Raw genomic sequence first — 24,685 nt, 5'->3', positions numbered from 1 at the left:
GTCGGCCTGGAGGCCCTACATGTTCGATCTTGCGGCGTGAGCAGCGCAACCGACCAGACCGCCCCGGCCGCCGAGCCGGCGCACGTCGACGCCCGGTACTGCGTACGGCAGGCCGTCGCGACCCTGCACAAGGCTGCGGCCATCGTGGAGGCGCCGGAGATCTGCGGCGCGCTCGTCGTGGTCGCCGCCGAGTGGCGCCACCTGGCGCTCGACATCGCCCGTAACGCCCCGCTGGCACCACCGGCGGACAACTGACCCGGCTGGCCCCGACAACTCCCCGGGGCCAGCCGCCACCACCCCCGCACCAGGAAGGACACCCGCCATGTCCGAAACCCCCGACGTCGACGCGGCCCGGGTCGCCGATCCGCACGACACGACCCGTTTCCAGATGCCGCCGACCAGCCCGGGCGACCTGCTCGACCAGGCGTGGGTACTCATCGCCAACGTCAGCGGCGGCGACTGGTCCCAGCAGCACCCCGACTGGCAGGCCCGCGCGGCCGAGTTCCGCGACCAGTACACCGCCCGGCCCACGCCCGCCGTCGCCGCGCACAATCCAGACCCGTACATCGGCGCCGACGTCCACTATGTCGCGTACGGCACCCCGGCGGGTGAGTACCCGTCAACCTGCCGAGCCGCCAAGATCACGGAAGCGGGAGCGCGGCAACCCGCCTCGCTGGTCGTCTTCAACCCGTCCGGCATGTTCTTCAACAGCGTTCCGTACTCCGCCGACCGGGCGCCCGGTACGTGGCACTGGCCGCACCCGTGAACCTCGGACCGCCAGACGCCGGCTATACCGCCGCCGAGCGGGCCCTGAACCAGCACCGGCTATGGATAGAGGGCGGGGTGGTGACGACGCTGTCACCGCCCCTCGCGGCCGGTGTCGCTGTCACCGCCGCCGCACCGTACATCGCCGCGGACCAAGCCGCCGCCATGCTCGACGCGACCCGGCCGGCTCGACTCGCCCGGTACGCCGTGGCGCTGCTCGGCCTGCCCGGCATCGTGTACGCCGCCGCCGGCCTGTGGGCGGTGTTCGACGGCGGGCCGTGGTGGCTCGCGGTCGCCGCCGCCGTGGTGCTGGTCGTAACCGCCGTCGCCGGCGGGACTCTCCTCGCCGACGTCGTCCGCTGGCGTGCCCGGCTCGTTCGGCTACCGGCCCCGGACGGACAGGCCGGGCAGTAGCGGCACGTCGAGCCCATCAGGCAGCGGCAGCAGGTCCGACAGGTCCGGCAGCGGCAGGTCCGGCAGCAGGGTAGGGCGGACACTGCCCGGGCTGCTCGTCGTACCCGACGGCTCCGACAGCGGCCGAGACGGCTGAAGCGTCGGCGTCGGCGTCGGCGGAGTAGCCGGCGGGCTAGCCGACGGCCGCACCCCGTCGGGATCGTCCGGTGGCCGGGTCAGCGGCGTTGTCCGCTGCACCCGGGGTAGCGTCCGCCGCACCGCGTCGACGTCGACCAGCAGCCGCCGGGCGACGTCCGGATCACGTACCCGCTCGATGTGCTGCACCGCCTGGTCGAGGTGCCGTGTCGCCTCGTCGTACCGGCCGGCCGCGATCGCGGCCCGGGCCGCCGTGATCGCGGTCTCAGCGTCGCTGATCTCGTCGCTGGTGGTGGAGACTACGCGGGTGAACGGCCAGAGCGGGCTTTCCGGCCCGCCATCGGCTACGGTCACCGTCGTTCCGGCCACGACCATGCCGAGCGTGCACGCCATCGCGAGGTGATGCCGCCACCTCGGCCACCGGGGCGCCGGCACGACGTCGACGAGCGGTGCCGGCTCGTCGACGTCACGGACGGCGTCGCGGAACTCGGCGAGCATCGCGGCCAGCTCGTCACCGGCCGGCGGGGAACCGCCACCGGCCAGCCGGTCGAGTAGCCGCTCATCATCGGTGATCGTGCTCAGGTCCACATGAGACCCGTCAATCGGGTCCATCGGCCCTGTCATCCCGCCGTCCCGTCTAGGGAGTTACCCGCCACGGCCAGCGTACGGAGTCGACCGAGCGCGCGCGACTGCGCCACCCGCACCGCCGGCGCCGTCATCCCCAACGCCCGGCCGACCTGCTCGGCCGACAACCCGACCGCGATCCGCAAAACGATGATCTCGCGTTGGACCGGTGGAAGCTTGGCCAGAAGCCGACCGAGCCGGGTCACAGTCTCGGCCCGCAGCGTCTCCTGTTCCGGCCCGGGGCGCTGGTCTGGCGCATCAGCCAGGCTGCTAGCGGCGACGAGCCGGGAGTCACGTCCGGCGGCCCGCCACGCGTCGGCGATCTTGGCTTTCGCGATCGCGTACACCCACGCCCCGAACGGCTCGCCGCCGTCCGCCCGGTAGCGAGGCAGCGCGGACAGCAGTGCGAGGCATACCTCTTGCGCCACGTCGTCGGCGTTCTGCCAACTGCTGTCGTGCTGGCCGAGTCTGGCCCGGCAGTACCGGACGACGTCGGGCCGTAGCCGGGCGAGTAGGTCGGCGACGGCGGCTGGGTCGCAGGCGGCGGCGCGGTCAATGAGTCGGGTGTCGATCGCGGCAGTCATGCGGGGGAGGGACGCCTAACGTGACGATTTTTTCAGATTCAGCGGGGGCGATGGGTGATCGGCAGGTTACCGGATCATCGCACGCGTAACCGCCGACACCACGGGAAAGGGCTTACCTCTGGTGCTGTGCCGATGAGACCCGTCACGCAACGAATCACCGCATGCCCCCGACGCGGCGACGGCGCAGACCGCCACGGCGTACCCGGCGACTGCCTCCGAGCCGCCGTCGCGTCCCTGCTCGACCGCCCGTACGAATCGGTGCCGCACTTCGCCATGCACGGCCGCCGATGGTGGGACGCGATGCGCCGGTGGGCCCGCGCCGACGACTCCGACTGGGCTGTCGTCCCGGTCGTCGCCGGCAGCATTCGGTACGCGCTCGCCGACCCGTCCGACGTCGGCGGCCTGGTCCTGCTACGCGGCCCGTCACCACGGCGTGTGCCGCACGTCGTCGTCGCCGACGCTCGCGACCTGCGCACCGTCTGGGATCCGCACCCGTCCCGGGCCGGACTCACCGACGCGCACGAGGCGTACGCGTTCGTCGCCCCGTACTGGCCACCACCGGAGCAGCTCGCCATCACCGCCGCAGAAGGGCCCCCATGATCGTCAACCTGACCCCCCATCCGATCCGGCTTTACGGCTGGGACGTCCCCGACCGGATCACCGTCGGCGACCACCAGCCGACGACGGTCATCGAGCCATCCGGCACGGTGGCACGCATCGGAGAGATTCAGGTCGGAACCGGGTTCGTCGACGGCGTGACGGTCGAGCACGTCGAGTACACCCGGACCGTCGGGCTACCGCCGTACGCCGGGCCCCGAGACAGCCGCGACCGTGAGGTCTGGTACGTCGTGTCACTCGCTCTGGCGCTCGCGATGGCCCCGGAACGCGGCGACCTGCTCGTGCCGTACAAGGAGATCCGAAACCCGGAAGGCACGATCGTTGGGTGCCGGTCCCTGGCCCGCCCCGTCTGAACCTCCGACGCTGGACCGGGCAGGGCTGCGAGGTGCTGCGGGCGGTCGCAGCCCCGGCCCGGCGAGCGTTCACCCTACCGGGCCAGCCGGGTACGCGGCCGACGCGGACCACTGTCGCCGGCGTCCGCGATCACCAACTCTGGCACCACCTGGTCGGCCTCGTCGGCCAGCAGCGGCACCCGCAGATGCCCGATCATCCCGGCCGACCACAACCACCACTCGGTGTCGCCACCGACGCCGGCGAGAAGCCGCACCGCTTCCCGCTCGGCGGGCCCGGACATGTCGAGCATGCGGCCACGGTCGGCCGACCAGAGTGAAACGGAGGCGTGCCAGACCGGCAGCCCATCATTCAACCGGGCTCAACGATCGACCGTGACGGCAGACCGGATCAGGTAGCCCCGGGCGTGTCGCCGCCACCGGTACAGCCGGGGATCCCGCAGCATCGTCATCGGGTCCGTCACCGGATGCGCGATCGCGTACCGCTGCCGCTCGTCCACGCCGATGACCGTACAGGGCAACAGCACGGGCCGGCACCGAGGACAACCCCGAGCCGGCCCGCTGAACACCACCCCGACTAGCCGTCGGGGTCGATCCACGCTCCGAGCGCGTGCACCGTCCGCGCCGACCGGGCCAGCGACCCCCGCGCCCGGTCGTACCGCTGGGTCGTCTCCAGCGACAGATGCCCCACCAGGTCGGCGACGTCGGCGACCGGCGCCCCCGCGTCGAGCAGCATCGTTACGCACGTGTGCCGGAGCGAGTGCGGCGACAGGTCCGCCCACGACCGGACCCCGGCCGCCCGGGCCACCCGCCGAACGATCCGCGCAAGCTGCCCATCCGTGTACCGGCCGCCGCCGACCCGCTCGAACAGCGGCGCATCCTGCGGCAGGTCGCCCGCGTCGACGCCGGCCGCCGCCGCCCGCTCGCACAGCAGCTCGTCGACCGCCTCGACGACCGGCGCGTACAGCGCGGTTGTCCGCTCCCGGCCGCCCTTGCCGCGCACCGTCCACGTGACCCGGCCGGTTTGCCAGCGGACGTCGCCGACGTCGAGCCCGGCCAGCTCGTCGGCCCGCAACCCCTGGTAGACCAGGGCCCGCACGACCGCCCGGTCACGCACCGACTCGATCCGCAGCCGCCGCAGCAGCGCGGTCACCTCGTCGCGGGACAGGCCGACCGTCGGCGACTCCCTGGGCGCCTGCGGCCGGCCCTGCTTCCGGACCGGCACCGCCGCGACGTGGTCCTCATCGAGCAGGTACGTGTACCAACTCGCGACCGTCGCGACCCGCCGCGCCACCGTCGCCGGCTTCGGCCGCCGCCCGGTCCGCGGCGACGGCGTGCCTTGCAAGTAGGCGATCCACGCGTCAGTGTGCGCCTTCCGGGCCTGCAACGGGTCGATACCGGCCCGGTCGCAGAAGTCGAGCCACAGCCGGATGTCGCCGACGTACGCCGCCCGGGTGTGCCGGGAGTCCCGGGCGACAGCGAACAGCCAGTCAGCGACCAGCCGCCGAATCCGGGCGTCGCCGGCGACGTCGACGAGCGCCGCCCGGATCTCGTCGGCGACCGCCAGGCCGCCGCCGGCGGCGGGCAGCAGCTCGCCGGCGAGCGGGGCGACGGTCACAACGCCACCCCCGGCCCGAACAGCGATAGCTGCTCGACCTCCGCCGGCCGGGTGTCGATGATCTCGCACCCCCGGCCGCGCCGACACACGAAGATCAACGCCGGTGGGTCGGGATCGGGCCACTGTAGAAACTCGGTGGTCACTCCGGCGAGCCGGGCGACCGCTTCCAACTGGCCTGATGTCGGCTGGCGGACCCCGACCCGCCACTCGGCCACCGTCGACTCTGGCACGGCGCACGCGCGAGCAACGTCCGCCGTTTCCAACCCGCTCGCGTCGAGCACCATCGCGATCCGGCCGGGTGCGGGGGCGACGTCAGTCATCGTCCAGGTCCCGGCCGTAGTCCGGATCCGGGCCGCCGGCCGCCGCGAGGTGCTCGGCCGCCATGTCGGCCGCCTCCTGCGCCTTGTCGTGCTCGGCCCGTTCCGCCGGCGTCATGTCGGCGACCGGGTGCAGGTCGACGCCCTGGGCGCTGAGGCCGGCCGTCCACTCCAGGTCGACCGCCCGCATCGCCTCCGAGCAACGCCCGCACTGGTCGACCTGACACAGGCTGAACGCGCCGTGCTCGTCGGCGAGCCCGGCCGCCATGTGCGCCTCGAACAGACGGCGGGCCCGGGCGAGCCGTTCCTCAGCCGGCCCGTCTTCCAGGAAGATCGCGGCACGGACGACACCGAGCATGTAGGCCGCTTCCGCCAGCGCGCCTTGCTCGGCCCGGATGCTGGCCAGCACGTCGCGCAACCCCGGCACGTCGTCGAGCCGGCCCGCGTTCACCGGCGGCCGGCCGGTGCCCTCCGCCGCGCTGGTCATGCTACGTCCGGGTTGTAGTGGGCCGACTTCGAGTAGAACAGCCGGTAGCAGGGCCGGAAGTCTTCCACGGCCAGCCCGCCCGGCTGTAGCCACTGGTCAGCGACCGCCGACCAGCCGCCGTGCTCGTCGCAGTACTCCGACACCTCGCCGGCGAGCGTCTCGGCGAGTTCCGTGTACCGATTCGGGTCGGACACCCACCGGGTCAGCATGTCGGCCAGGACCCGGCGGCCGTCGACGTCGACGCGCCGACTCGGCCCGGCCGCCCGCCGGGCCTCGATCGACTCGGCGCCACGCGTCGACTTGGCCAAGTTGAGGCTGTTACCGAAGTACATGACCTCTTTGAGTAGCTCCGACTCCCAACTGCCCTCGCGGCCGGCGAGCAGGGTCCGTACGGCGTAGTCGAACGAGCCCGGGGCGGCGAGCCCGCCGGCAGACTCCCGCACGTCGTAGTACACCTGTTCGATGGCTGCCGCCAGGGTCGTGATCGACTTCCGGCGGATCCGGTCGAACGTCTCGACGATCAGCGCCGAATCCTCGGCGGTGATCGGCAGCACCGGCCGGATCGGCCCCCGGATCCGTTCCACGTCGTCGAGCGACCGATTCGGCAGTCCGCGCTTGAACCCGTAGTCAGCGGCGTACAGGGGCGGCCCCTCGACGGTGCCGACCGGGTGCCATCCCTGGTTCTCCCGGTCGACGACCCGATACCACTGCCGGCGGGGGATGCTGTCGGTGGTCACTGCTGGTCGTGTCCTTCCTGGTTAGTGCCCGGGTCAAGCTTCGTGCCTGGATTCTCGGTGCGTAGCTTCCTGTACCGGGCCGCCGCCGCCGTCGCCGCCGTCGCGGCCGGGTAGCCGAGCGCCGTACCGATCCGCTGCCACGACGCGCCGAGCCGGTACCGCGCGTGGTGCATCATCCGCAGTTCCACGACGTCGATCTCTTCCCGGGCATCCTGGACGGTGGTCAGTCCGTCGAGACAGTCGTCGACCGTCGGCACCGGCCGACCCTCACCTCGGAACGGGGTATCGGGATAGGTGTCCTTCACCGCGTCCTCGATCAATGTGACTGCCAACCTTGAGCTGATGTGCGCCTGGTCGGCAAACCGGGCGCCGATCCGCTTGGACGCCGCGAACACGTCCCGGAGGCTCGGCTTCACCCGGGCCTTCACCGGCCGACCGCCTTCCGGATCTCGGCGTACAAGGCAACGGCTCGGTCCGCACACGCATTTCCGTTGGCCGTGTCACCCCCCATGACAGCGCGGACCATGCCGGCCCGCTGGTCTCCGTACTGCTCCACCAGGGCAAGCACCGCGTCGGCGTCGACCGGGCGCGGCGGCGACCCGACGGCGTCCAGATCGTCGGGGTCGTCGATGTGCCAGCCGTACCCGCCCGCGTCCGCGACGAGCCGGCTCGCCAACTCGTCGAGACGCGCGGCCCGCTGCCCGCGCGTCATCTTGTCCCACTCGGCCCGGGGGATCTCGACCGTCATCCCCGTCCGGCGTGCGTTGGTTTCGAGCCGCACCACCACCGGCCCGGTCACGCGGCGGCCCGCCGCAGGATCAGCCCGACGCGGAGCGAGGTAGCGAGCACCACGGCGGTACGGCACGGCCACGACACGGCGTCACCGTCGGTCGGCTCGTCGGGCTCGTCACCCCGGCAGACCATCCCGTGCACCGGGTCGCGGTACGGGGCGTGCGCCCGGACGACGTCGACCAGGGCCGGGTGAGCGGCCATCGCGGTGGCGAGCAACCCGGCGTAGCCGGGATCCAGGTCGGCGGCGGCGGCCAGCTCGACGGCGTACCCGCACACGGTCCCCGCGTCGGTCGCGGCCGGCAGCGTCGCCCGGTGGGTCGGGCGACGGTCGCGCGGGTCGAACCGAAAGCCGATCCTCCAGCCGACGGGCCGCAGCTCGATCGTTGCCACGGCCGGCCCGTGCGGGTGCTCGGGGGCGGCTTCGACGGTCCAGGCGTGCGGGTTGGTGCCGTCCTGCGTCAGTATCAGCTCGTCGACGTCAGCCATCGGTGCCCCCGTCCGTGTCGGCGGCCGGCGTGGCACGGACGTCGCCGATCGCCGCGCGCATGATCCATCCGGCGATCACCTGCACCAACTCCGGCGGGAGCCGGTGCGCGATCTCGCTGATCTGCTGGTGCTCGTAGTCGCTGTGCTGTACGCGCGTCACGGCGAGCGCTTCGAGCAGGACCAGGCCGGTGTACTGGGACTTGTCGGGGATGCCGTACAGGGCGGCGTCGACCTGGGCGCGGGCCTGCTCGGCCGACTCGTACGGGCCGTTGTCGCGGATCGGGTTGCCGTCGACCTGCTCGATCGACGGGCCAGCTACGGCGGTCGGGCTGTCGGTGGTTCCTTCTGGCGTCATCGGGCGATTCTCTCCTGTAGTGGGGTTGGGGACGGGTGGAGCCCCGCCGGCGTCGCCGGCGGGGCTCGTCGCGGTCCGGTCGGTCACCGGCACCGCTCGCACGTCTTGAAACCGGCCCGGGCCTCGCTCTGGGCCATGTAGTGCTTGCAGCCCTTGGCCGGCACGCGACCGGCGAAGAACGCCCGGATCTCCTCGGTCACCGTGACGCTCTCGGGGACGGTGACCGGGTCGCCGTTCGCGTCGACGACGGGCGGCGGCTCCGGCTCGTTGGTGAAGACCCGGCCGGCGGCGAGCGCGGCGGCCTCCCGGGCGGCGGTCGCGTAGTTGTCGACGTGCCGGCACGGGTTGTCCCATACCTGCGTCCAGTAGTACGCGCCGTCGTCGCACTGGTTCCGGCCGCGCGGTTCGCCGCGACGCTCGCCGCACTGCCAGCAGTAGGCGGAGATCGTCACCTTGCGCACGGCGGGACTGGTCAGGCCGACGCCCCACGGCGCTTCGGCGGCGCGGTGGCGGATCGTGACGGTCATCGTGTCGCCGAGCAGGGCCCGGATCTGGCCGTACAGGGCGGCGGCCTGTGCCTCGATTCGTTCCGTTTCGGCGTGGCTGCCCATCTCGCCCTCCAACGCCGCCCGGTGCCGCAGGTCGCCGTACCGGCCGACCGCCTCGGCCAGCGCGGTGGGGTTGAGCCGGGTCGGGTCGAACGTCGGTGCGGTGCTGGTGCTCGTGTCGGTGCTCACTGGTGCTTTTTCCCCTCTTCTCGGTGGGTGCCTTCGTCGGCGTCGACGCCGGCGACGTGGTGCGTGATCGCGGCCCTGGCCGCCGACAGGTTCCGGGCGTACAGGGCGACGGTCGCGCGCCACGGCGCGATCGGGTGCGGTCGGGTCGGGCCGGCGCCGCCATCGATGGCGGCGCCGGCGCGGTGTTCACTGTCCGATCGGGACGATCGGGGCGACGTGCCCCCACCAGCCGGAGTCGTCCACCCAGTTGCCGGCCCGGCGGTAACCGAACCGGGCCAACTCGGCGTCAGCGGCGGCCCGGAAGTAGGGCACCGGTCCGCCGGCGGCGCGCTCCCACCAGGTGCCAGGCTCGCCGAGAACGTTGATCCGCTGGTGCGGCTTACCCGGCTTCCACGGACCCGTGGTGAGTCGGAGTCGGGTGTCGAAGTTGTCGATGATCAGGGTCGCGGTTTCGTACACGGTGCGGGTCACTGGCCGGCCCCGATGATGTCGACGGCGGCCCGGGCGGCGGCGACGATGTCGAGCAGCCCGCCGGGGATCTCGCGGTTCTGGGCGAACCCGTACGACGCGGCGCCCCACATCACCGACCAGCCGGTGCCGGTCTGCTGCATGACGCCCTCGGCCGGGCCGAACGGCTCGGCGTCGACGGCGCGGACCCGGTACGCCCCGGGGTACCCGGCCAGCGGCGCGCAGTACACCACGTCGGTCGGGTCGGTCGGGTCGGCGGTGGTCGCCGGCTCGGCGGTGGTGGTCATGGTGCCTCGCTCTCGCGCTTGCTCGTTGTGTGGCTTCACACTATGCGCGGCAGCATCTTTGAGCAACATCATGTGCACGAAAGAAGCCCGGGTGTGCACTATCTGGAAAATCGTCGATAACCTTCATTATCGACGGCATGTCGATCATGAACGGAAGGTGTAATGTCCGACGACCACCGGGCCCCAGCCGAAGCGCTCGCACAGAAGTTCCACGAGACATACGAACGACTGGCCCCGGCGTACGCCTACCGAACCCGTGAGGCGTCCGCCGTGCCGTGGGACGACGTACCAGAGCCGAATCGATCTCTCATGGTGGCGGTCTGCGCCGAGATCCTCGCCGACGCCGACGCCGGCGCCGAGGTGTGGGCGGTGGTGTTCAGCAACTACGAGCCGGCCGAGATCGACGGGCTCTGGACCAACGAGGCCGCCGCGCAGCGTCGCGCCGACCACCTCAACAAACAGAGCGACAGCTCTCCGTGGGAAGTGGTGGCCTGGACGGTGGACACCACGTACGAACCCGGCCAGACGTGAGCAACTGAACCGGGAGGACCCGTGACCCTGACCCGTACCTACACGAAGACGTACGCGTTACTCGACGCCTGGGCGTCGTCGGTCCCATGGGACTGCCTTGAGCCGGGCCATTCGCACACCACGATGGTCGGCGACCCGTGCGCCGTTCCGAGCTGCCGTGAGCCGCTGCTCGCCGGCGAAGAGGTGTACGCGGTGCTCCAGTTCGGCGGCCCCGATGCGCCCGAGTCGGTGCAGTGCCGGTACGGGCCGCTGATGACCGCCGCCTGTGGCCACGCCGAACAGTACGTGTGTTGGCGGCACGTCCGGCCCGATCAGGGCCCGGTACGGGCATGACGGACGTCCGGCGCCGCGACGAGACGGCCGTACAAGCCCTGACCCGCGTCACCCGCGAACTCGGCCGGCTTCGTGAAGGTGTCGACGAGCGCCACCGCACGCTCGCCGCCGGCGACCAGTCGGCGGCCGAGTCGACGGTGGATCGGGCGCTGCACCTGATCGACGACCTCGCGGGCCAGCGCGACGCGCTGGCCTACGAACGGCGGATCCTTGGCACCGTACGACGGACTCTCGACCAGGTGGCCAGCGGTCCGATCACGCCGGAGCTGCGGGCCGCCGCCGAGTCGCAGGCACAGGCAATCGTCGACGAGATCGGCCACCCCGCCACCGACGAGCCGGCGCACGGGCAGACGTACCGGGAGCAGCTCGCGGATCTGCGGGTGTGGCTGGCACGCTGCCCGCTACCGCTCGGGGCGCTCGCCGGCGGGGACCAGGGCGCCGCGGTCGACGTCGAGGGGTGAACATGTCAAGGGCCGGTCACCACCATGACCGGCCCTTGACGTTCCCCCTTGCTGTCGACCACGGTACCGGCCGGCAGCGTCAGGCCGGCGCCTGCTGCTGCTCGATCGACCGACCCGGCGTCGAGGTCTGTCCTACCGGCCGGCCGTCGGATCCGCCGAAACGTAACAGGCGGGGCCCGGCTGCCCGGACTTGACGCGGGCGCGTTCGAGGTCTCGCACAGCGTCGACCAGGGCCGACACCCGCTGATAGCTGCGACCCTCTGCGGCCATGTCGCCGGGCCGATCCTCGGCCAGCGGCGTGACGACACCACCCGCACCCTGTACGAACAGCCCTTGCGACGACATCACCCGGTAATAGTCGGCTTCGTCGGGGTGGAACTGCGGCTGTCCCCGGCCGGGGATCGGGTCACTCTTCTTCCGCAGGAACCACAGACCCTCGTGCCCGACGGGCAGCGCCTTCCGGAGCCGGTCGAACGCGTCCGGGTCGCTGCCGGTCATGAACTCGACCGTCAACGCCGACGCGAACTGGTCGGGCACCTCGCCGGCGAGAACCAGCACCGGGCGGAGCACCACCCCGACATACGACAGCCGGTCGTCGGCTATCTCGCCTTGGTACGTCCGGGTCTGCTCGATCCGCTCGACGCGGCCGATCATGACCGCGCTCGCCGCCGCCGCGCCGGCCGCGATCGACCCGCAGGGCTCCGGCTCCAGGAGACCGCCCATGTGGAACCGGTGGAAGAACTCGGCCGCGTCCGGGTCGGGCCGGTCGACGTTGGCGATCTCGACGGTTGATCCTGCCGCCGCGCCAGCGGCCGGCGTGGGACCGGGATCGGTGGCACAGCCGGCAATGGGCACGGCGGCCAGTACGGCGCTCACCGCCAGCACGATACAACGACGAATGTGTAATGGTCTCATTTCCTGGTGCTCTCTTCTCTGGTCGATAGGCGCTGGATCTGGATGTTCGACGCGACGATCCTCCCGGTAGTTCCGGGCGGCGCCTAGTAATAGCTGTTGATGTGAGACCGGTCGTGGTTGTTCAGGTTGGTTTGTGTCGGCACGATCCACGCGGGATTCATGCACGTGTCAAGGGCATTCGTTTCGTGGTTCACCCCGGCCGTGTGGCCGATCTCGTGGCATGCGACGCGTCGGCGAAGCGCTTCGGTGTAGAGCTGCGTCGTGGTGTATGAGGAGTTGTACCGCAGGATTTGGCCACGACACCACCGGTTCGGATGGCTGCCGCCGGTGCCGGTGTTGTTGCTCGGGCAGTCGACCCAGCCGACCGCGCCGTTGTTGCCGTACGGCTCATCCCAGACCCGCACGTCAGGGAGCGAGTCGGCGGCGTTGGTGTAGGCGTGCAGGTCGGTCGGGTTGTAGACGTTGTCACGGGCCCACCCGTGCGCCGCCTGCATGCCGGGTATGTCTTCGTCGCCCTCCCAGTTGAGGACGTGCTGATTGTTGTTCGCGAGGCTGACACAGCCTGCCGGCGGGCCTACCTCGCATATCGAACCCCAGTTCGACGCGTGCGCCGGGGAAACGACCTGCAACAGAGTGACGACCATTGCTGCGGCCAGCATTCCGGCCGTCATGACTCGTCTGGCGGCTGCCCTGACGACAGCCGGATAACGTGATCTTCTGGTCACCGAGACTCCATTTCCCGAGGAGGTATAAGAGGAACTCGCGACCGGTCGCCACGCCAAGATACTGACTGTCGCCGATGCCCGCACCATGTGTATCGGCCCCACCGGTTAGGTCTGCCATTTCGGACCGTCGCCGCATCCTCCGAAACGTCACCGGCGCCGATCTACGCCGCCGATGATCGACTCCCATTAGGGCCGCGCCCGTCCACGCTTTGCCGGGCATGGACGGTTCCGGGGTTACGCCGCCGGCCGCCGCCCCCCGTTCCCGGGGCGGCGCGAGCGTTGGGTAATCGCGGCCCGCACCTGAAAGCACCACCCGCCCGCACGGTCCGGCGCCGCGCGGGCGGCCCATTCCTCCAACGTGGATCGGAGCACCCCGCCATGCGCCGCCCTGCCACCCTGAAACCCTGTCACCGGATCGCCTATGACTGGCTCGCCCGCAACGGCGTAGACGAGTGGCTGCCGGAAAACCCGACGATCACCATCGAAGACGGCAGCCTCACGTACACCTCGTATCGCTGGTCGGGGCCCCGGGGATGGGACGTCGAGAACATCGAGCGGACCGACGACAAGGCCGGTCTCATGGCTGAGGACCGGACGGTGCCGCTCGTCGTGCCGCCCGATGACCGGACGATCGCCGCGATGCGCGCGCGCGGCGCGACCGTCCACATCCGCCGAAGCGGCGGCCGGTGAACGACGACGACCAGGAGGAGACGGCGGCGCCAGCGCGTCGACTGCACCGGTGCCGGGCCGACATCACCGTTGCCGGGCACTCCATCTCCGTCGAGGCGGTCGCCGAGCTGGGCGAGGTGACAGCCGCCGCCGCCGACCTGTTCGACCGCACCGCCGCGTACGCCCGCCAGATCCCGGCCGGGTTCGCAGCCGGGCCCCCGCACCTGGAAAACGCGGTGCTCGCCGACCCCTCGGGCAGGGACGTCCGGATAGGGTTCGGCCCCGACCAGTCCGGCAGTCGGGGCCGAGGGTAGAACCGGGGTATCGGCAGTGAGGCAGTACGGCTACCAGCCGCGTCCGGGCGCCGGCTAGTCGTCGACCGGATCCGCGTCGGCGAGCTGCGCGGCGACCACGGGCACCGGCGGCGCCATGCTCGCGGCCTCGTCGGCGGTTGTCGGCGTCGGCCCGAACAGCAAACGCGGGCAGTCGCCGCAGGCATCCTCGGTCTGCGCTCCCCACGGCCGGCCGCACGTCTCACACCGGCGCAGCCGCAGCCGTTGTACTTCGGTTTGGGGAAAGACCGTCGGGATCCCGTGCTCAAAACGGATCGCGGCGGCAGACTCTTCGTCGAGCATCGCCGAGCGGAGGCATGCCGCGGCGAACACCGGATGACTCGTCGTCTGCGCGTACAACTGGTCATAGACCCGAGCCCGGGCGGAGAACGCCGCCGCCCGCCGGTACGGGTCCGGGTCTCTGAGACGGCTCTCTGCTTCGTCGAGCCGCCGCATCAGGTCGGCCCACGCCACCCCGCCACCCGCCGCCTTGAAGAACGGCGGCGGCCCGGCCGGGTCGGCGACCGCCCGGGCGGCGGCGGTGTAGCTCTCCCCGGTGGCAGCGGCCCGCGTCCGGGCGGCCTGCTTACGCGCCTTGTTCCTGGTCATGCCCGATGTCCTTTCCGGCCGGGTCCTACGCACTCAGCCGGCGGTGTCAGGTCGACCAGACAGATCCGGAGAGCGACGGCACGCGAGTCGTTGACCCTTGTCCTCGTCGCCCCTGGGCGGCGTAGGCGCCGGGACTCGGAAGCGGGCAGGCGTGCGTCTGCCACCCGCCACGATAGCCGCTCGTCGACGTACTGAGCCCGCAACCCGAGGAGGCACGCCGCGTGGCCTACTACCTGTACCGCGACATCGACGACGACCGCGTATACGCGTTCGACGACCCCCGGCCAGACCTGGCGGCCCGCCCTAACTGGATGCTGGAGCCCGACCAGACCAGCCCGGAAGCGATCGCGGCTATCAACCTCTGGGAGGCTGACCGGGAGCAGCGGGAGCTAACCGCCGCGCTTGTGGCGCAGTCCTACCAGGATCGGCTAGAGCAGGAGAAGCCCGGCCCGCATGCCACCGCGCACCAGCCCGGCGGTAGCGACCCGATGGCCGTCAACGCCGCCGCCGGCACCGGGAGCCTACGAACGCTCGGCACGGCGGCCACGGCGGCGGCGGCCGGCAACCACAGCCACGGCGGGCTGACTGCGGACCAGGCGGCCGGTACAGCATCGGTACGAACGTTGGGCACTGGCGCGACCCAGGCGGCGGCCGGCAACCACAGCCACGGCGGGCTGATGACCGGCTCGGCGGCGGCCGTCGCCGATAGCGTCGCCGCCGACGTCGCCGCGCTGCTGGCCGACCACAACGCCCTGTTGGCTGCCCTACGGGCTCGGGGCGTCATCGCCGGCGGCTGACCGGTCCTGTTCATGGCGACGGGCCCCGTACCAGTGCGGGGCCCGTCGCCGCTGTCAGCGGACCAGGATCGGCAGCCGGTTGGGGTACCGCCGGTCATAGACGTACACCAACTCCAGCGGCCCGACTGTCGGGATCGGCGCCAACGTCGCGTAGTACGCGTACTGCTCCGCCGCCTTGACCGTTATCGACATGCCCGGATACGTCGACGACTCCCGGCGGGCCGGCGGCAGCCTCACCCAGGCAGACGGCGGCGCGGCGCCGTCTCGGAACCGGACCGGCAGCCGGTGTCCGTCGACCGGGCCGCCAACGAACCGGTACCAGGCATCGCCGAACCACTCAGGCGAGCGGCCGTTGATCGTGTCGACCGGCAGCCGGTCGTGAACCGTGATCACCACGCCGACATCGCCTCGTGTCCGCCGCCGGCGGTGTCGCCCGCCGGAGGTCGCCGCGGTGACGTCGGCGCCGGCCGGGGACGCACCTCGTACACCTCTGCCCAGTCGTCGCGGGTCGGGTGCCGCTCGTGGCGGCCGGTTGGCTGGCTGATGACCTCGCGCGGGGCGTCCGGTTCCCCGCCGGCGTCAGGACGTGCAGCCCACTGGCCGACCAGGAGGGGCGGCAGGTCGACCGCCGCCACCCCGGACGCGGCCCGGTAGACGACGTACCGGGTCGGTTCCGGCCACGTCGGCGGCAGCATCCGAGCGCCGGCGGAGCGGAGCGAGGCGACCGCGTGCCGCGCTTCGACGGTGTCGGCGACGCTGCCGCCCGGGCGGCCGGTGAGGACGACCAGGCCGGCCGCGCGGACGTCGATCCCGCGCAGCCGGTCAAGGTCGCGGCCGTCGGTCGCGGTGACGACGTCGACGCGGATCCGGGGATCGGCGAGCGCTCGCCGCTCGCGGCGCCACTCGTCAACGTCGCGTTGGAAGCCGATCAGGATGATCCGGCGGAGCTGCTCGCGGTGCAGGGCCAGGGCGATCGCGCCGTCATCGTGCCGTGTCATCCGGCCAGCGTACGACCAGCGAAGGGAGGCCCGTCGTGGCCGCGAAGACACCGAAGGAAGCGGCCGGGTTGGCTCGGCTCCGCGCGTGGGCGATCAACCCTGCCGAAGGCGGGAAGATCTTCCATTGGGGACAGTCCGGAGATTTCGACCGGTGCCGGAAGTTCTACCGGGGCAAGGTGCCCGCGCGGATGCTCGACGGCTGGTGCGCGAACCTGCACCGGCTCGCGACCGGGGCCCGGCCCGGGCAGGCGCCCGGCGAACGGCGCGGATGACGGTGACCACGACGAGAGGGGCCACCGGTGCCGCTGCCTAACGCTAATGAGGAGTGGCCGCCGCCGTCGACGCGCAAGGCGCGGCAGCTCTACCGACGGTGGGGTGCCTGGTACTCCGGCGAGCCGGAGGAACTCGCGAAGGTGTACGAGGACATGCCGGCGATCGCCGGTGCTGACGTCCCGGCCGGGAACCCGGCCGGCGGCGCTCGGTTTAGTTCCGCGATCGCGCGTGGCATCCAACGCATGTTCTGGGGCGCTCCCCCGTCGACCGGGCAGACTCGCGGCCACAAGCTGCACATCCCGCTTGCCGGCGACATCGCCACCACGTCATCGGATCTGCTGTTCGGGGAGCCGCCGACGTTCGGGATCCCCAAGGACGCCGGCGCTGCTGGTGGCCCTAAGACACAGGCGCGGCTCGATGAGATCCTTATCGAGAGCAACGCACAGGCGACCTGGATGGAAGGGGCGGAGATCGCCGCCGCGTACGGCGGCGTCTACCACCGGGTCATGTGGGATCCGACGGTCGCCGAGGTGCCGCTGTTCGACGTGGTGCCGCCTGACTGCGCCGCCCCTGAGTTCCGTTCTGGCCGGCTGGTAGCCGTCACCCTGTGGCGGGACCTGGACCGGATCGACGGGCGGCACTGGCGGCACCTGGAGCGGCACGAGCGTGGGCGGATCCTGCACGGCGTCTACCGGTCGAGCGATGAGAACAAGCTCGGCCAGCGGATGCGGCTGGAGGACCACCCGGCGACCGCACCATTCGCGTTGCTGGTCGACCCCGGCGACCGGGAGACGGTCGACACCGGGGCCGACGGGCTGAGCATCGAGTACGTGCCGAACATGCGCCCGCACCGGACGTTGCGCGGGTCGCCGCTGGGACGGTCCGACTACGCCGGCGCTGAGCCGATGATGGACGCGTTCGACGAGGCGTGGACGTCATGGATGCGCGACCTGCGGATCGGTAAGGGCCGCCTGGTGGTGCCCCGGTCCTACATCCAATCCCGGGGGCGTGGCCAGGGCGGCGTGTTCGATCCGGAACGCGAGGTGTACGAGCAGGTCGAGGCGCTCGACAGCGGCGAAGGCGCCATGAAGTTGACCGTCGTGCAGTTCGCGATCCGGGTGGAGGAGCACTCGCGGACGTGTCGCGAGCTGCTGCTGACGACGGTCAGGACGGCCGGCTACTCGGGTCGGACGTTCGGCGAGGATGACCAGGTGGCCGCGACGGCGACCGAGGTCAACGCGCAGATTGGCCGTTCGGTGTCGACCCGCCGAAAGAAGATCAACTACTACACGGGGCCGCTGGCCCGGCTGGCGTACGCGGCGTTGCAGATCGACGCGGCGAAGTTCCGGCCGGACGGGGTCACGGCGATCCGGCCGGTGCTCGACTGGCCGGACGGGCTACCGGACAACACCGAGGACGTCGCCCGCAGCCTGCAAATGATCAAGGCGGCGGAGTCGGCCAGCATCGAAACCCGGGTACGGAGGCTTAACCCGGATTGGGACGACAAGCAGGTGAAAGCCGAAGTCATCAAGATCAAAGAGGAAGCCGGGGCCGCCCCGGTCGCCGAGCCGGGGACGGCGGCGGCCAGCCAGCCGACCGAACCTGTCGACGCTCCCGAGCCGGAAGACGACGGGGAGCAACGCACGGGGTGACCTCTCCGACACGGATCTGTGGGAGTATCCAGACTCGACCAACCCACATGGTTGGTCAACAAGCCGTACCTGCGGGGGTACGACAGGGCCCGGCCGCCGGACGACGGCCGGGCCCTTCACCCGCTCACACGGCGCGGCAGCCGCACCGGTACAGGGTGTCGACGTGGACGGTACGCCCCTCACTGGCCAGCCGCCGGACGATCGCCGCCGCATCGGCAGAAGCGCTGATCACGGCGAGGTCGTACGCGGTGGCCTGCCCGTCGGTGGTCTCCCGGACCACGTACCCGGCGGCTGTCGTCGGATCGTGCGGCCGGTCGCAGTCCCGGTCGCGGCGGTAGTCGACGACGGGGCGGCCGTCGATGACGGCGGCGGCACAGTACGCGTGCGCGGCCGTCCGGGCGGCGGTGGTCGCCGACACGTACGGGCGGGCCGCCGCTTCGGTGTTGATCCGGTCGGCGATCCGCTGCGCCTCGCGTAGCGACACCGGCCGTAGGCCGAGGCGCTCCCACATGTTGTGCACGTCCTCGGGGGTGATCGGCCCGGTTGGCTGGCGGGTCTCACTTCCCGTCGGGTCGGCCGGGATGGCGACGCCGGCCCGTAGTCGTACGTAGTCGGGTGCCCCGGGTACCTCTTCGATGACGTGCAGGCGGAGCAGCGCGCCGATCGTGCCGCCGTGCCACTGCCGTCGGTAGACGCCGTGCCGGCCGGCTGCGGCGATTTCGGCGAGGATGCGACGTTGACGCGTGTCGAGGTTCACCGGCCGGGGTTCGGGTGTTGTCATGAGGGTGTCTCCTGGTCCGTCGCGCCGTCCAGCACAGCACGACCGGTACCCAAACTATCCCTACACCGATCTTTGACCAACAACTCTCCCGAGGTCAGGCGGCGAACAGGGCGAGCTGTCCGGCGATGACCGGTACCGGCCGGCGGGGCCGCCGCCGTGGTGCCGGTGCCGGCCGGCGGCGCGGCTGCGGCCGGGGCATGGCGGCGATCTCGGCGAGCATCCGCATCTGCTCGAACATGCCGCGCGACCCGTGCAGCGGCCGAGCGGCGTCCGGCCAGACCGCCCGGACGACGTCCGCGTACGCGCGTCCGGCTAGCACGGTCACCCGGGCGCCGAGGATGCCGAGCGCGCCGGCCTGGTCGCGCACCTGGCGCGGGGTGACGCTTCCGGGCTGACCCATCCGCAGGTCGTACGGCTCGATCACCGTGGCGGGGTCGAGCAGCCCGTGGAGGGCGGAGAGGATGAACAGCCGGCCGCCCCGGGCGGCGGCGGCCCGCCGGCACGCGGCGTGGTAGCTGCCGGTGTAGATCTCCCCGGCCGGCGCCGCCTCGTCGAGCTTCTTCCCGCCGCACGGCACGATCACAACCTCGTCCGGCCCGGCCTCAGCGGCCCGCGTGGCGATGACCCGGGCCCGCTGCTCGGCCAGCGCCCGGGCCCGCTCGGCCTCGTCGGCCTCGTGCGCCGGCCGGAGCGCGGCGACTCGCTCGGCGAGCGCGAGCGCCAGCGCGCCGTGTCCACGCTGCGCGGCCTGGTGCTGGTCGGCGACGAGGGAGAGGTACAGCAGGGAGTCGGTCGGGTCGGTGCGGTCGCTGGTGATCCGCCGATACTCGGCGATGTGCCGCGCTTCGGTGTGCGCGGCGCCGACCCGGGCGCGGTCCAGGTCCCCGCCGGTGATCTCGGCGGCCGGGGCGTACCACCACATCGCCCGGGTGCTGTGCTCGGCGATCCGCTCGCCGGTGGTCGCGTCGAAGATCTCGACGGAGCCGACCGCCCGCACCGTCACCAGCCGGCCTGAGCCGACCGGGGCAGCGCCGTTGCCGAAGTAGAAGCCGGCGGCCGGGCGGCCGTGGTTCTTCCAGGTGGCGCGGGCGGCGGGTGCGGCCGGGGCGGTGTGCGGCATCGGGGTTCCTCCGGTTCGGGGGTCGGATCCAGCAACCCGACCAGAGATCAAACTAGCCGCCCAAACATCTTTAGTCAACATCATGTTTACCAAAGTTTAGGGGGTTGTGGTGGCGGTCGACCCACGCCGCGTCGACCAGCTCGCCGCCGCCGTCGCCCACGTCTACCGCGAAGGTGAAACGGCGCTCCTGCAAACGATCCGGGCCCGACTCGCTGTCGGACTCGACCGCACCGACTGGCAGGCCCGCCGACTGGAAAGCATCGGCGCGCTACACCGCGCCACCACGGCGATCGCCGCGCAGCTCGCCGCCGCCGGCGCCGCCCGGGCCCGGGCAGCGATCGCCGCCGGCTACCGCGCCGGCCGCGCTGACGCCGTCGCGGACCTCGCCGAGCACCTCACCGACCGCACCGCGCCCCGCCCCGCCGGGCAGGCCGAACGCCGCGCCGCGCAAGCAATCCAAGCCCTTGCCGACGCCATGGTCAGCGAACTCCGGCCGCTGCACGCGGCGATCCTGCCGCAGGTCGACACCGCGTACCGGCGGGCGATCACCAACGCGGCGGCCCGCAGGCTGACCGGCGCCACCACCCAACGCGAGGCCGCCCAGGCCGCATGGGCCGAGCTGGTCGACCGGGGCGTCACCGGCTACACCGACACCGCCGGCCGCCGCTGGCGCCTCCACACGTACGTCGAGATGGCCGCGCAGACCGCCGTACACCGCGCGACCGTGCTTGGCCAGGCCGACGAGATCACCGCCGCCGGGATCCGGCTCGTGTCCGTCGACGACCAGCCCGGCGAATGCTGGCGCTGCCGCCCCTACGAGCATCGGATTCTCGCGCTGTGGGGCCCCACCGGCCAGCAGATGGCACCGCACGCCCGTACCGGCGCCCTGGTGCCCGTCAACGTCGTGGCCACGCTCGACGAGGCGACCGCCGCTGGGCTGCTGCACCCGCGATGCCGGCACACGATCCGCCGCTACCTGCCCGGGGTGTCGATCCTGCTCCGGACCGGCCGGACCGCGGACCCGGCCGGCGAGGCGGCCCGGACCCGGCAGCGAGAGATCGAGCGCCACATACGGCACTGGCGGGAGCGCGAAGTCTCGGCGCTGACCGAGCAGGGCCGGCGGGCGGCGGCGGCCCGGGTCGCCGAGTGGACGGCCGCGATCGTGCGGCACGTCGACGAGCACCAGTTGACCCGGCTCCGGTACCGAGAGGAGATCGGCGCCGGACACATTCCACCGGCCGCCGTCCCGGCGAGCCGATCATGACAGGGGGCGGTGGACGTGGCCGATGCCGGACCGCACAGCGAGGAGTGCGCCAACGCCGATGGCGGGGTGTGTCACTGCCAGTGCAAGGGCACCATGCACGGCATTCGACACCTGTCCGGCCGGCTCCGCCGCATGGCGGACGTACAGATCATCGCGATCGGAACCGGTACCCGCCGGCGGTGGCGAGTCCGCCGGGACGACGGGCTACCGCCCGGCGGCGGCACCCTGACCGAGCGGCGGCAGGCGCTTCGCCGGGCACCCTCGGTGACCGTCAGCCGGTCGACGACGCCGGAAGCGCCGACGCTGCCGGACGGGGTGCGGGAAACGATCGCCCGCGTCCGGGCCGGCCTGCCGAAGACTAGCGGCGAATGGGATGCGCCGCTGCGGGTCGACCGGCGGGCGGTCGCGCGGGCCGCCGAGCTGCGCGCCGCGATCGCCGAGCTGGAGACGGCGATCGCGGCCGAGCGGGCCCGCCGGGATCAGGCCGCCGCCGCGTTCAAGGCCGAGTGGCGGGGGCAGCGGCTTCGCAAGGCCGACCGGGAACGCTGGTTTGCCCAGTCGGTCGGCCCGTACGAGCAGCGGATAGAAGCGCTCGAAGAGGCGTTGAGGAACAACCGTAACTATCTGCGGACGGAGGAGGAACGGGCCGCCGACCGGACCAGCTACCACTACCGGACCGGTCGTGACGACGCGTCGGGACTGTCGGTGCGGCTGCCGCCAGAAGAGTATGAGCGGCACCTCGATGCGGTCCTCGACGTCGGCCGCCTGGTCCTCGACGAAGCGCGGAAGGTATGGCACAACGACCCTGAGTGGCAGCGACTCCGCCGTGCCGACGAGGAGTCGTGGGCCACCTGGTCGCGGCTGTCGGAGACGCTGCCGGCCGATCATCCTGATGTGACGGCCGCTCACCAGCGGTGGAAGGCAGCGAAACTCGCTCCGCTACGCCGGGAACAGGAGATTTTGGCCGCGTTGCTCGGGTCTGCGCGGACGTTCGGCGGGCCGGGGCACCGCGCAACCCTGGCCACGGACGAAGAGGCGTCGCGGATCACGGACGTCGACGGAGTCCCGACTACCGGGGCACGTGTCACCGCGCTGGTCACGCTGGCCGACGCCGAACAGTTCTACCCGTCGGAGTGGCTACAGGCCGCCGCGCGGCGGCCGTTGCGGTTGGTGGCCTCCGAACGGGCGTTCTACTCCGCCGGGATCGACACGATGGGGGTACCGGCGCAGGGGGTCGGCGGTTGGTACGCCGGCGCGCACGGCGCCGGCGCGGACGGGTACGCGCGGGATGTGACCGTGCACGAACTCGGGCACCGGATGGAAGCGACGATTCCTGGTCTGACGCACCTTGAATTCACAATGGTTCGTCGCAGGTCGACCGCCCCTGACGGCGTCACACTGGAACGACAGACGCCGATTTACAGTGGAGACCGTGAAGTCGGGTTCAGGGACACATGGGCAAACGCGTACGCAGGTAAGACGTACGAACGGTGGAAACCCGACCATCCGGCCGACGTGCCGTGGGAGCTATTCCAGGTAGGCATGCAAGATCTCTGGTCACGTCGTCGCGATTTCGACCGATCCGATGATTTGCAGCAGTTTGTTATCGGCGCTCTACTCACACTCGGATACAATTCGTCTCATGTGGCGAATTGAGGGCAGCGACGGTCGTTGGCTCGATTTCCGGGGCGGCCGGTGGGATGCCGACACCACGACCGGCGCCGAGGTTACCGGCTGGCTCGTCGACCAGGTCCCCGCACCGATGACACCGCTCGGCCCGCAGTACGACGCGACGGGCAGCAACGACCAGACGTGGCTGTACCTCGCCGGCCGGCACCTGATCCCCGGCCCGCTGACCGTGACCGGCACCCCGCCGCCGGTCCCGGTACCACCGGTCGCCGCCGGGGCGGCCGTCGTCCACTAGGCGCCCGTACCACCACACGAACAGCCGTCCCGCACCGCGCGGGGCGGCTGTTCCGCGTGCGCCGACAACAGCACGAGGAGGCCGGCGGTGGCCGACAAGGGAGCGCACAGCCGCGAGTGCGCAGAGGCAGACGGTGGCGACTGCTACTGCGACTGTGGCGGCACGATGCACGGGATCCGAACCAAGGGCGGCCGGATCCGAAACATGGACGACGTCAGGGTCACGGCCGTCAACCGCGACGGGAAGCGGTACCACCGGGTCGAGCGGGCCAGCACCGGCCGGCCGCCGGGCGGCGGCACGAAGACCGAGCAGCGGAAGGCCAGCACCGGAGGGCAGCAGCCGGCGGAGACGCCGGCCGTTGTCGACGACCCGGCGCCACGGCTGCCGGCGGAAGGCGCAGCCCGGTTGCGGGCCATGATCGCAGAGCGGTTCCCGACCGGTACGAAGGCCGCTGCCCGGCGTTGGGCCGCCGCGCTGGAGCAGGGCGACCGGAACGGGGCCCGTAACGGCGCGGTGGAGCTGATGCGGGCACTCCGGCAGGCCGATGGCGACAGCCGCGCCGGATGGGCCCGCCAGCTCGTCGACGAGACGCAGGCGCAGTACGACAACCTGACCGGGAATCACTCCCTCGCGGCGCTGCTGCGGACGCGCTACCCAGAACTGGGAGACATCACGTCGGCGGAGGTCGGCGCGCTGGGGCTGACGGGGCTGGAGAGCCGTGACACGGTGCCGGACATCGCTCGCCGGCTACGTGCTCTCCGGAGCGAGACGCGGCGGCGGGCCCTGCTCGACGACATCGGGCAGCGGGACGACGCACGGCAGGCGACCGAGCGGGCGGCGGTGCCCGACACGCATCCCGATGTCGCCCGCGCCATCGCCAATGGATCGATCATGATCCCGAAGCGGCTGGAGGGGAGCGGGATACCCCGGGAGGCCCGGGAAAACATAACGCACGACGCGTTCGGGTTCCGGTGGGGCGACGTCGACGCCGACGGCCGAGTCACGGACAACCAGGGCCGCCTGATCGGCCGTGTGTCGTCCACCGTGTCTCCCGAGCAACTCGCCGCCGGCGGCTGGATCCGCGTCGACACCAACGTGCCGTCAGTGTCCGGAGTGGCCTACGGGTACCGGACGGTGACGGTCTGGAAACCCCCGCCGGGGGGTCTACCGAAGCCGGAGCGGGTAGCTGTCACCAACCTGACGCCGGGCATGTACGTACGCGTCAGCGGCATCAACCAGCACGGGGTACCGACGCGCGGTACCGGCTACGTCCAGGGCGTATCGAAAGTCAGTCTCCGCCGCCGTGGCCGGGTCCTCGACCGGCGGATATCAGTCCAGCTCTCGGAATACCCGGACGGGCTTGGAGGCTCGCAGATGACGGTCCTCGCGGACCTGACAGGTAAGGCCGCGATCATGCCGACGCCCGTCGGGCGTCGGCATCGCACAACGGGGGGGTAACGGGCGGTGGCCGAGGAACACAGCAAGATATGCGCAGAAGCCACCGACGAGATCTGTACCTGTGCGTGT

At 71.7% G+C, this 24,685-nt stretch carries 39 protein-coding genes; 17 read left to right on the top strand and 22 right to left on the bottom strand.

From position 1 onward, the window contains the following. Positions 1–36 precede the first annotated feature (36 nt). From CLT71_RS36290 to CLT71_RS36280, 3 genes are all read left to right on the top strand, one after another. On the top strand, positions 37–255 hold the full coding sequence (locus CLT71_RS36290) for a hypothetical protein (protein WP_101372165.1): 219 nt from the start codon (positions 37–39) through the stop codon (positions 253–255). 67 nt (positions 256–322) lie between these two features. Then, entirely contained in the window at positions 323–766 is a 444-nt protein-coding gene (locus CLT71_RS37690) for a hypothetical protein (RefSeq protein ID WP_199188014.1), read from the top strand. Between the two features lie 80 nt (positions 767–846). Continuing rightward, positions 847–1,179 carry a hypothetical protein gene (locus CLT71_RS36280; protein ID WP_143743893.1) on the top strand — a complete coding sequence of 111 codons (333 nt, stop codon included), beginning with the start codon at positions 847–849 and terminating at the stop codon, positions 1,177–1,179. Here CLT71_RS36280 and CLT71_RS36275 read toward each other — a convergent pair. Both CLT71_RS36275 and shbA read right to left on the bottom strand, forming a co-directional pair. After that, positions 1,147–1,926 (bottom strand): hypothetical protein, encoded by a 780-nt coding sequence (locus CLT71_RS36275; protein WP_143743891.1) that lies wholly within the window; start codon positions 1,924–1,926, stop codon positions 1,147–1,149. The genes CLT71_RS36280 and CLT71_RS36275 overlap by 33 nt on opposite strands. Positions 1,927–1,934: 8 nt before the next feature. Further along, positions 1,935–2,522: an RNA polymerase sigma factor ShbA gene (gene shbA / locus CLT71_RS36270; protein WP_101372162.1), complete on the bottom strand. Its 588-nt coding sequence runs from the start codon at positions 2,520–2,522 to the stop codon at positions 1,935–1,937. Positions 2,523–2,654: 132 nt separating this feature from the next. On the opposite strand from shbA, the gene CLT71_RS36265 reads away from it, so the two are divergent. After that, complete coding sequence (locus CLT71_RS36265) at positions 2,655–3,122, top strand: hypothetical protein (protein WP_143743889.1); 468 nt, start codon at positions 2,655–2,657, stop codon at positions 3,120–3,122. After that, positions 3,119–3,493, top strand: a complete 375-nt coding sequence (locus CLT71_RS36260) for a hypothetical protein (RefSeq protein ID WP_101372160.1) — start codon at positions 3,119–3,121, stop codon at positions 3,491–3,493. The genes CLT71_RS36265 and CLT71_RS36260 overlap by 4 nt, the downstream gene beginning before the upstream one ends. Before the next feature lie 74 nt (positions 3,494–3,567). Here CLT71_RS36260 and CLT71_RS36255 read toward each other — a convergent pair whose 3' ends face one another. From CLT71_RS36255 to CLT71_RS36200, 13 genes are all read right to left on the bottom strand, one after another. Continuing rightward, complete coding sequence (locus CLT71_RS36255; protein WP_101372159.1) at positions 3,568–3,783, bottom strand: hypothetical protein; 216 nt, start codon at positions 3,781–3,783, stop codon at positions 3,568–3,570. Between the two features lie 69 nt (positions 3,784–3,852). Further along, positions 3,853–3,990, bottom strand: a complete 138-nt coding sequence (locus CLT71_RS37315; protein WP_158242405.1) for a hypothetical protein — start codon at positions 3,988–3,990, stop codon at positions 3,853–3,855. 77 nt (positions 3,991–4,067) lie between these two features. Next, positions 4,068–5,108, bottom strand: coding sequence for a tyrosine-type recombinase/integrase (locus tag CLT71_RS36250; RefSeq protein ID WP_101372158.1), 1,041 nt, complete (start codon positions 5,106–5,108; stop codon positions 4,068–4,070). Further along, positions 5,105–5,428 carry a helix-turn-helix domain-containing protein gene (locus tag CLT71_RS36245; RefSeq protein WP_101372157.1) on the bottom strand — a complete coding sequence of 108 codons (324 nt, stop codon included), beginning with the start codon at positions 5,426–5,428 and terminating at the stop codon, positions 5,105–5,107. The genes CLT71_RS36250 and CLT71_RS36245 overlap by 4 nt, the downstream gene beginning before the upstream one ends. After that, positions 5,421–5,912, bottom strand: a complete 492-nt coding sequence (locus CLT71_RS36240; protein WP_101372156.1) for a hypothetical protein — start codon at positions 5,910–5,912, stop codon at positions 5,421–5,423. The genes CLT71_RS36245 and CLT71_RS36240 overlap by 8 nt, the downstream gene beginning before the upstream one ends. Next, positions 5,909–6,649 (bottom strand): hypothetical protein, encoded by a 741-nt coding sequence (locus CLT71_RS36235; RefSeq protein ID WP_101372155.1) that lies wholly within the window; start codon positions 6,647–6,649, stop codon positions 5,909–5,911. Before CLT71_RS36235 ends, CLT71_RS36240 begins: the two co-directional genes overlap by 4 nt. Then, the gene (locus CLT71_RS36230; RefSeq protein ID WP_101372154.1) at positions 6,646–7,077 is read right to left on the bottom strand and encodes a hypothetical protein; all 432 of its coding nucleotides are present in this window, start codon (positions 7,075–7,077) and stop codon (positions 6,646–6,648) included. Before CLT71_RS36230 ends, CLT71_RS36235 begins: the two co-directional genes overlap by 4 nt. Then, on the bottom strand, positions 7,074–7,397 hold the full coding sequence (locus CLT71_RS36225) for a DUF7167 family protein (RefSeq protein ID WP_143743885.1): 324 nt from the start codon (positions 7,395–7,397) through the stop codon (positions 7,074–7,076). The genes CLT71_RS36230 and CLT71_RS36225 overlap by 4 nt, the downstream gene beginning before the upstream one ends. Before the next feature lie 47 nt (positions 7,398–7,444). After that, positions 7,445–7,927, bottom strand: coding sequence for a hypothetical protein (locus CLT71_RS36220; protein WP_101372152.1), 483 nt, complete (start codon positions 7,925–7,927; stop codon positions 7,445–7,447). Further along, positions 7,920–8,282, bottom strand: a complete 363-nt coding sequence (locus CLT71_RS36215) for a hypothetical protein (RefSeq protein WP_101372151.1) — start codon at positions 8,280–8,282, stop codon at positions 7,920–7,922. The genes CLT71_RS36220 and CLT71_RS36215 overlap by 8 nt, the downstream gene beginning before the upstream one ends. 83 nt (positions 8,283–8,365) lie before the next feature. After that, positions 8,366–9,019: a hypothetical protein gene (locus CLT71_RS36210; RefSeq protein WP_101372150.1), complete on the bottom strand. Its 654-nt coding sequence runs from the start codon at positions 9,017–9,019 to the stop codon at positions 8,366–8,368. Positions 9,020–9,205: 186 nt separating this feature from the next. Next, positions 9,206–9,490: a hypothetical protein gene (locus CLT71_RS36205; RefSeq protein WP_101372149.1), complete on the bottom strand. Its 285-nt coding sequence runs from the start codon at positions 9,488–9,490 to the stop codon at positions 9,206–9,208. Beyond that, the gene (locus CLT71_RS36200) at positions 9,487–9,774 is read right to left on the bottom strand and encodes a hypothetical protein (RefSeq protein ID WP_101372148.1); all 288 of its coding nucleotides are present in this window, start codon (positions 9,772–9,774) and stop codon (positions 9,487–9,489) included. Before CLT71_RS36200 ends, CLT71_RS36205 begins: the two co-directional genes overlap by 4 nt. Before the next feature lie 162 nt (positions 9,775–9,936). Between CLT71_RS36200 and CLT71_RS36195 the strand changes: the two genes are divergently transcribed. From CLT71_RS36195 to CLT71_RS36185, 3 genes are read left to right on the top strand one after another with little or no spacing between them, the layout of a single operon-like run. Further along, on the top strand, positions 9,937–10,305 hold the full coding sequence (locus CLT71_RS36195; RefSeq protein WP_101372147.1) for a hypothetical protein: 369 nt from the start codon (positions 9,937–9,939) through the stop codon (positions 10,303–10,305). Positions 10,306–10,326: 21 nt separating this feature from the next. Beyond that, complete coding sequence (locus tag CLT71_RS36190; RefSeq protein ID WP_101372146.1) at positions 10,327–10,638, top strand: hypothetical protein; 312 nt, start codon at positions 10,327–10,329, stop codon at positions 10,636–10,638. Continuing rightward, positions 10,635–11,099 (top strand): hypothetical protein, encoded by a 465-nt coding sequence (locus tag CLT71_RS36185; RefSeq protein ID WP_101372145.1) that lies wholly within the window; start codon positions 10,635–10,637, stop codon positions 11,097–11,099. The genes CLT71_RS36190 and CLT71_RS36185 overlap by 4 nt, the downstream gene beginning before the upstream one ends. Positions 11,100–11,231: 132 nt before the next feature. Here CLT71_RS36185 and CLT71_RS36180 read toward each other — a convergent pair whose 3' ends face one another. Both CLT71_RS36180 and CLT71_RS36850 read right to left on the bottom strand, forming a co-directional pair. Next, a complete protein-coding gene (locus CLT71_RS36180) occupies positions 11,232–11,975 on the bottom strand; it encodes a hypothetical protein (protein ID WP_101372144.1) in 744 nt (247 codons plus the stop codon). Between the two features lie 122 nt (positions 11,976–12,097). Beyond that, positions 12,098–12,739: a hypothetical protein gene (locus CLT71_RS36850; RefSeq protein WP_143743883.1), complete on the bottom strand. Its 642-nt coding sequence runs from the start codon at positions 12,737–12,739 to the stop codon at positions 12,098–12,100. A gap of 378 nt (positions 12,740–13,117) precedes the next feature. On the opposite strand from CLT71_RS36850, the gene CLT71_RS36170 reads away from it, so the two are divergent. Next, entirely contained in the window at positions 13,118–13,429 is a 312-nt protein-coding gene (locus CLT71_RS36170) for a hypothetical protein (RefSeq protein ID WP_101372142.1), read from the top strand. Further along, entirely contained in the window at positions 13,426–13,722 is a 297-nt protein-coding gene (locus CLT71_RS36165) for a hypothetical protein (protein ID WP_101372141.1), read from the top strand. The genes CLT71_RS36170 and CLT71_RS36165 overlap by 4 nt, the downstream gene beginning before the upstream one ends. Before the next feature lie 54 nt (positions 13,723–13,776). Here CLT71_RS36165 and CLT71_RS36160 read toward each other — a convergent pair whose 3' ends face one another. Next, positions 13,777–14,349 carry a hypothetical protein gene (locus CLT71_RS36160; RefSeq protein ID WP_101372140.1) on the bottom strand — a complete coding sequence of 191 codons (573 nt, stop codon included), beginning with the start codon at positions 14,347–14,349 and terminating at the stop codon, positions 13,777–13,779. Between the two features lie 221 nt (positions 14,350–14,570). Here CLT71_RS36160 and CLT71_RS36155 point away from each other — a divergent pair, with 221 nt between their 5' ends. Next, positions 14,571–15,146 (top strand): hypothetical protein, encoded by a 576-nt coding sequence (locus CLT71_RS36155; protein ID WP_101372139.1) that lies wholly within the window; start codon positions 14,571–14,573, stop codon positions 15,144–15,146. 54 nt (positions 15,147–15,200) lie between these two features. Here the strand turns inward: CLT71_RS36155 and CLT71_RS36150 are convergent, their stop codons facing one another. Next, positions 15,201–15,542, bottom strand: a complete 342-nt coding sequence (locus CLT71_RS36150) for a hypothetical protein (RefSeq protein WP_101372138.1) — start codon at positions 15,540–15,542, stop codon at positions 15,201–15,203. Continuing rightward, positions 15,536–16,144, bottom strand: coding sequence for a hypothetical protein (locus CLT71_RS36145; protein ID WP_101372137.1), 609 nt, complete (start codon positions 16,142–16,144; stop codon positions 15,536–15,538). Before CLT71_RS36145 ends, CLT71_RS36150 begins: the two co-directional genes overlap by 7 nt. Positions 16,145–16,179: 35 nt before the next feature. Between CLT71_RS36145 and CLT71_RS36140 the strand changes: the two genes are divergently transcribed. Together CLT71_RS36140 and CLT71_RS36135 are read left to right on the top strand one after the other, a co-directional pair. Continuing rightward, on the top strand, positions 16,180–16,416 hold the full coding sequence (locus CLT71_RS36140) for a hypothetical protein (protein WP_101372136.1): 237 nt from the start codon (positions 16,180–16,182) through the stop codon (positions 16,414–16,416). Positions 16,417–16,443: 27 nt separating this feature from the next. Continuing rightward, on the top strand, positions 16,444–18,069 hold the full coding sequence (locus CLT71_RS36135; protein ID WP_101372135.1) for a phage portal protein: 1,626 nt from the start codon (positions 16,444–16,446) through the stop codon (positions 18,067–18,069). A 124-nt stretch (positions 18,070–18,193) separates the two neighbouring features. Here CLT71_RS36135 and CLT71_RS36130 read toward each other — a convergent pair whose 3' ends face one another. Beyond that, on the bottom strand, positions 18,194–18,850 hold the full coding sequence (locus CLT71_RS36130; RefSeq protein WP_101372134.1) for a hypothetical protein: 657 nt from the start codon (positions 18,848–18,850) through the stop codon (positions 18,194–18,196). A gap of 94 nt (positions 18,851–18,944) precedes the next feature. Continuing rightward, positions 18,945–19,970: a DUF6884 domain-containing protein gene (locus CLT71_RS36125; RefSeq protein ID WP_101372133.1), complete on the bottom strand. Its 1,026-nt coding sequence runs from the start codon at positions 19,968–19,970 to the stop codon at positions 18,945–18,947. Positions 19,971–20,079: 109 nt separating this feature from the next. Here CLT71_RS36125 and CLT71_RS36120 point away from each other — a divergent pair, with 109 nt between their 5' ends. From CLT71_RS36120 to CLT71_RS36105, 4 genes are all read left to right on the top strand, one after another. Further along, on the top strand, positions 20,080–21,234 hold the full coding sequence (locus tag CLT71_RS36120; protein ID WP_158242404.1) for a phage minor capsid protein: 1,155 nt from the start codon (positions 20,080–20,082) through the stop codon (positions 21,232–21,234). Positions 21,235–21,498: 264 nt separating this feature from the next. Further along, entirely contained in the window at positions 21,499–22,890 is a 1,392-nt protein-coding gene (locus CLT71_RS36115) for a ferritin family protein (protein ID WP_143743882.1), read from the top strand. Then, positions 22,877–23,158, top strand: a complete 282-nt coding sequence (locus CLT71_RS36110) for a hypothetical protein (protein ID WP_101372130.1) — start codon at positions 22,877–22,879, stop codon at positions 23,156–23,158. The genes CLT71_RS36115 and CLT71_RS36110 overlap by 14 nt, the downstream gene beginning before the upstream one ends. A gap of 414 nt (positions 23,159–23,572) precedes the next feature. Then, the gene (locus tag CLT71_RS36105) at positions 23,573–24,616 is read left to right on the top strand and encodes a hypothetical protein (RefSeq protein WP_143743880.1); all 1,044 of its coding nucleotides are present in this window, start codon (positions 23,573–23,575) and stop codon (positions 24,614–24,616) included. The last annotated feature ends 69 nt before the right edge of the window (positions 24,617–24,685 follow it).

It is taken from the genome of Plantactinospora sp. CNZ320, from assembly GCF_002846275.1.
This window is presented reverse-complemented; position numbering and strand designations above follow the sequence as displayed.

Bases quoted from the DNA above. Each gene is read 5' to 3' on its own strand.
- CLT71_RS37690 (WP_199188014.1), top strand. From the start codon at position 323: ATGTCCGAAACCCCCGACGTCGACGCGGCCCGGGTCGCCGATCCGCAC.
- CLT71_RS36275 (WP_143743891.1), bottom strand. From the start codon at position 1,926: ATGGACCCGATTGACGGGTCTCATGTGGACCTGAGCACGATCACCGAT.
- shbA (WP_101372162.1), bottom strand. From the start codon at position 2,522: ATGACTGCCGCGATCGACACCCGACTCATTGACCGCGCCGCCGCCTGC.
- CLT71_RS36265 (WP_143743889.1), top strand. From the start codon at position 2,655: ATGAGACCCGTCACGCAACGAATCACCGCATGCCCCCGACGCGGCGAC.
- CLT71_RS36260 (WP_101372160.1), top strand. From the start codon at position 3,119: ATGATCGTCAACCTGACCCCCCATCCGATCCGGCTTTACGGCTGGGAC.
- CLT71_RS36255 (WP_101372159.1), bottom strand. From the start codon at position 3,783: ATGCTCGACATGTCCGGGCCCGCCGAGCGGGAAGCGGTGCGGCTTCTC.
- CLT71_RS36245 (WP_101372157.1), bottom strand. From the start codon at position 5,428: ATGACTGACGTCGCCCCCGCACCCGGCCGGATCGCGATGGTGCTCGAC.
- CLT71_RS36240 (WP_101372156.1), bottom strand. From the start codon at position 5,912: ATGACCAGCGCGGCGGAGGGCACCGGCCGGCCGCCGGTGAACGCGGGC.
- CLT71_RS36225 (WP_143743885.1), bottom strand. From the start codon at position 7,397: ATGACGGTCGAGATCCCCCGGGCCGAGTGGGACAAGATGACGCGCGGG.
- CLT71_RS36220 (WP_101372152.1), bottom strand. From the start codon at position 7,927: ATGGCTGACGTCGACGAGCTGATACTGACGCAGGACGGCACCAACCCG.
- CLT71_RS36215 (WP_101372151.1), bottom strand. From the start codon at position 8,282: ATGACGCCAGAAGGAACCACCGACAGCCCGACCGCCGTAGCTGGCCCG.
- CLT71_RS36200 (WP_101372148.1), bottom strand. From the start codon at position 9,774: ATGACCACCACCGCCGAGCCGGCGACCACCGCCGACCCGACCGACCCG.
- CLT71_RS36195 (WP_101372147.1), top strand. From the start codon at position 9,937: ATGTCCGACGACCACCGGGCCCCAGCCGAAGCGCTCGCACAGAAGTTC.
- CLT71_RS36185 (WP_101372145.1), top strand. From the start codon at position 10,635: ATGACGGACGTCCGGCGCCGCGACGAGACGGCCGTACAAGCCCTGACC.
- CLT71_RS36170 (WP_101372142.1), top strand. From the start codon at position 13,118: ATGCGCCGCCCTGCCACCCTGAAACCCTGTCACCGGATCGCCTATGAC.
- CLT71_RS36160 (WP_101372140.1), bottom strand. From the start codon at position 14,349: ATGACCAGGAACAAGGCGCGTAAGCAGGCCGCCCGGACGCGGGCCGCT.
- CLT71_RS36145 (WP_101372137.1), bottom strand. From the start codon at position 16,144: ATGACACGGCACGATGACGGCGCGATCGCCCTGGCCCTGCACCGCGAG.
- CLT71_RS36130 (WP_101372134.1), bottom strand. From the start codon at position 18,850: ATGACAACACCCGAACCCCGGCCGGTGAACCTCGACACGCGTCAACGT.
- CLT71_RS36125 (WP_101372133.1), bottom strand. From the start codon at position 19,970: ATGCCGCACACCGCCCCGGCCGCACCCGCCGCCCGCGCCACCTGGAAG.
- CLT71_RS36110 (WP_101372130.1), top strand. From the start codon at position 22,877: ATGTGGCGAATTGAGGGCAGCGACGGTCGTTGGCTCGATTTCCGGGGC.
- CLT71_RS36105 (WP_143743880.1), top strand. From the start codon at position 23,573: ATGATCGCAGAGCGGTTCCCGACCGGTACGAAGGCCGCTGCCCGGCGT.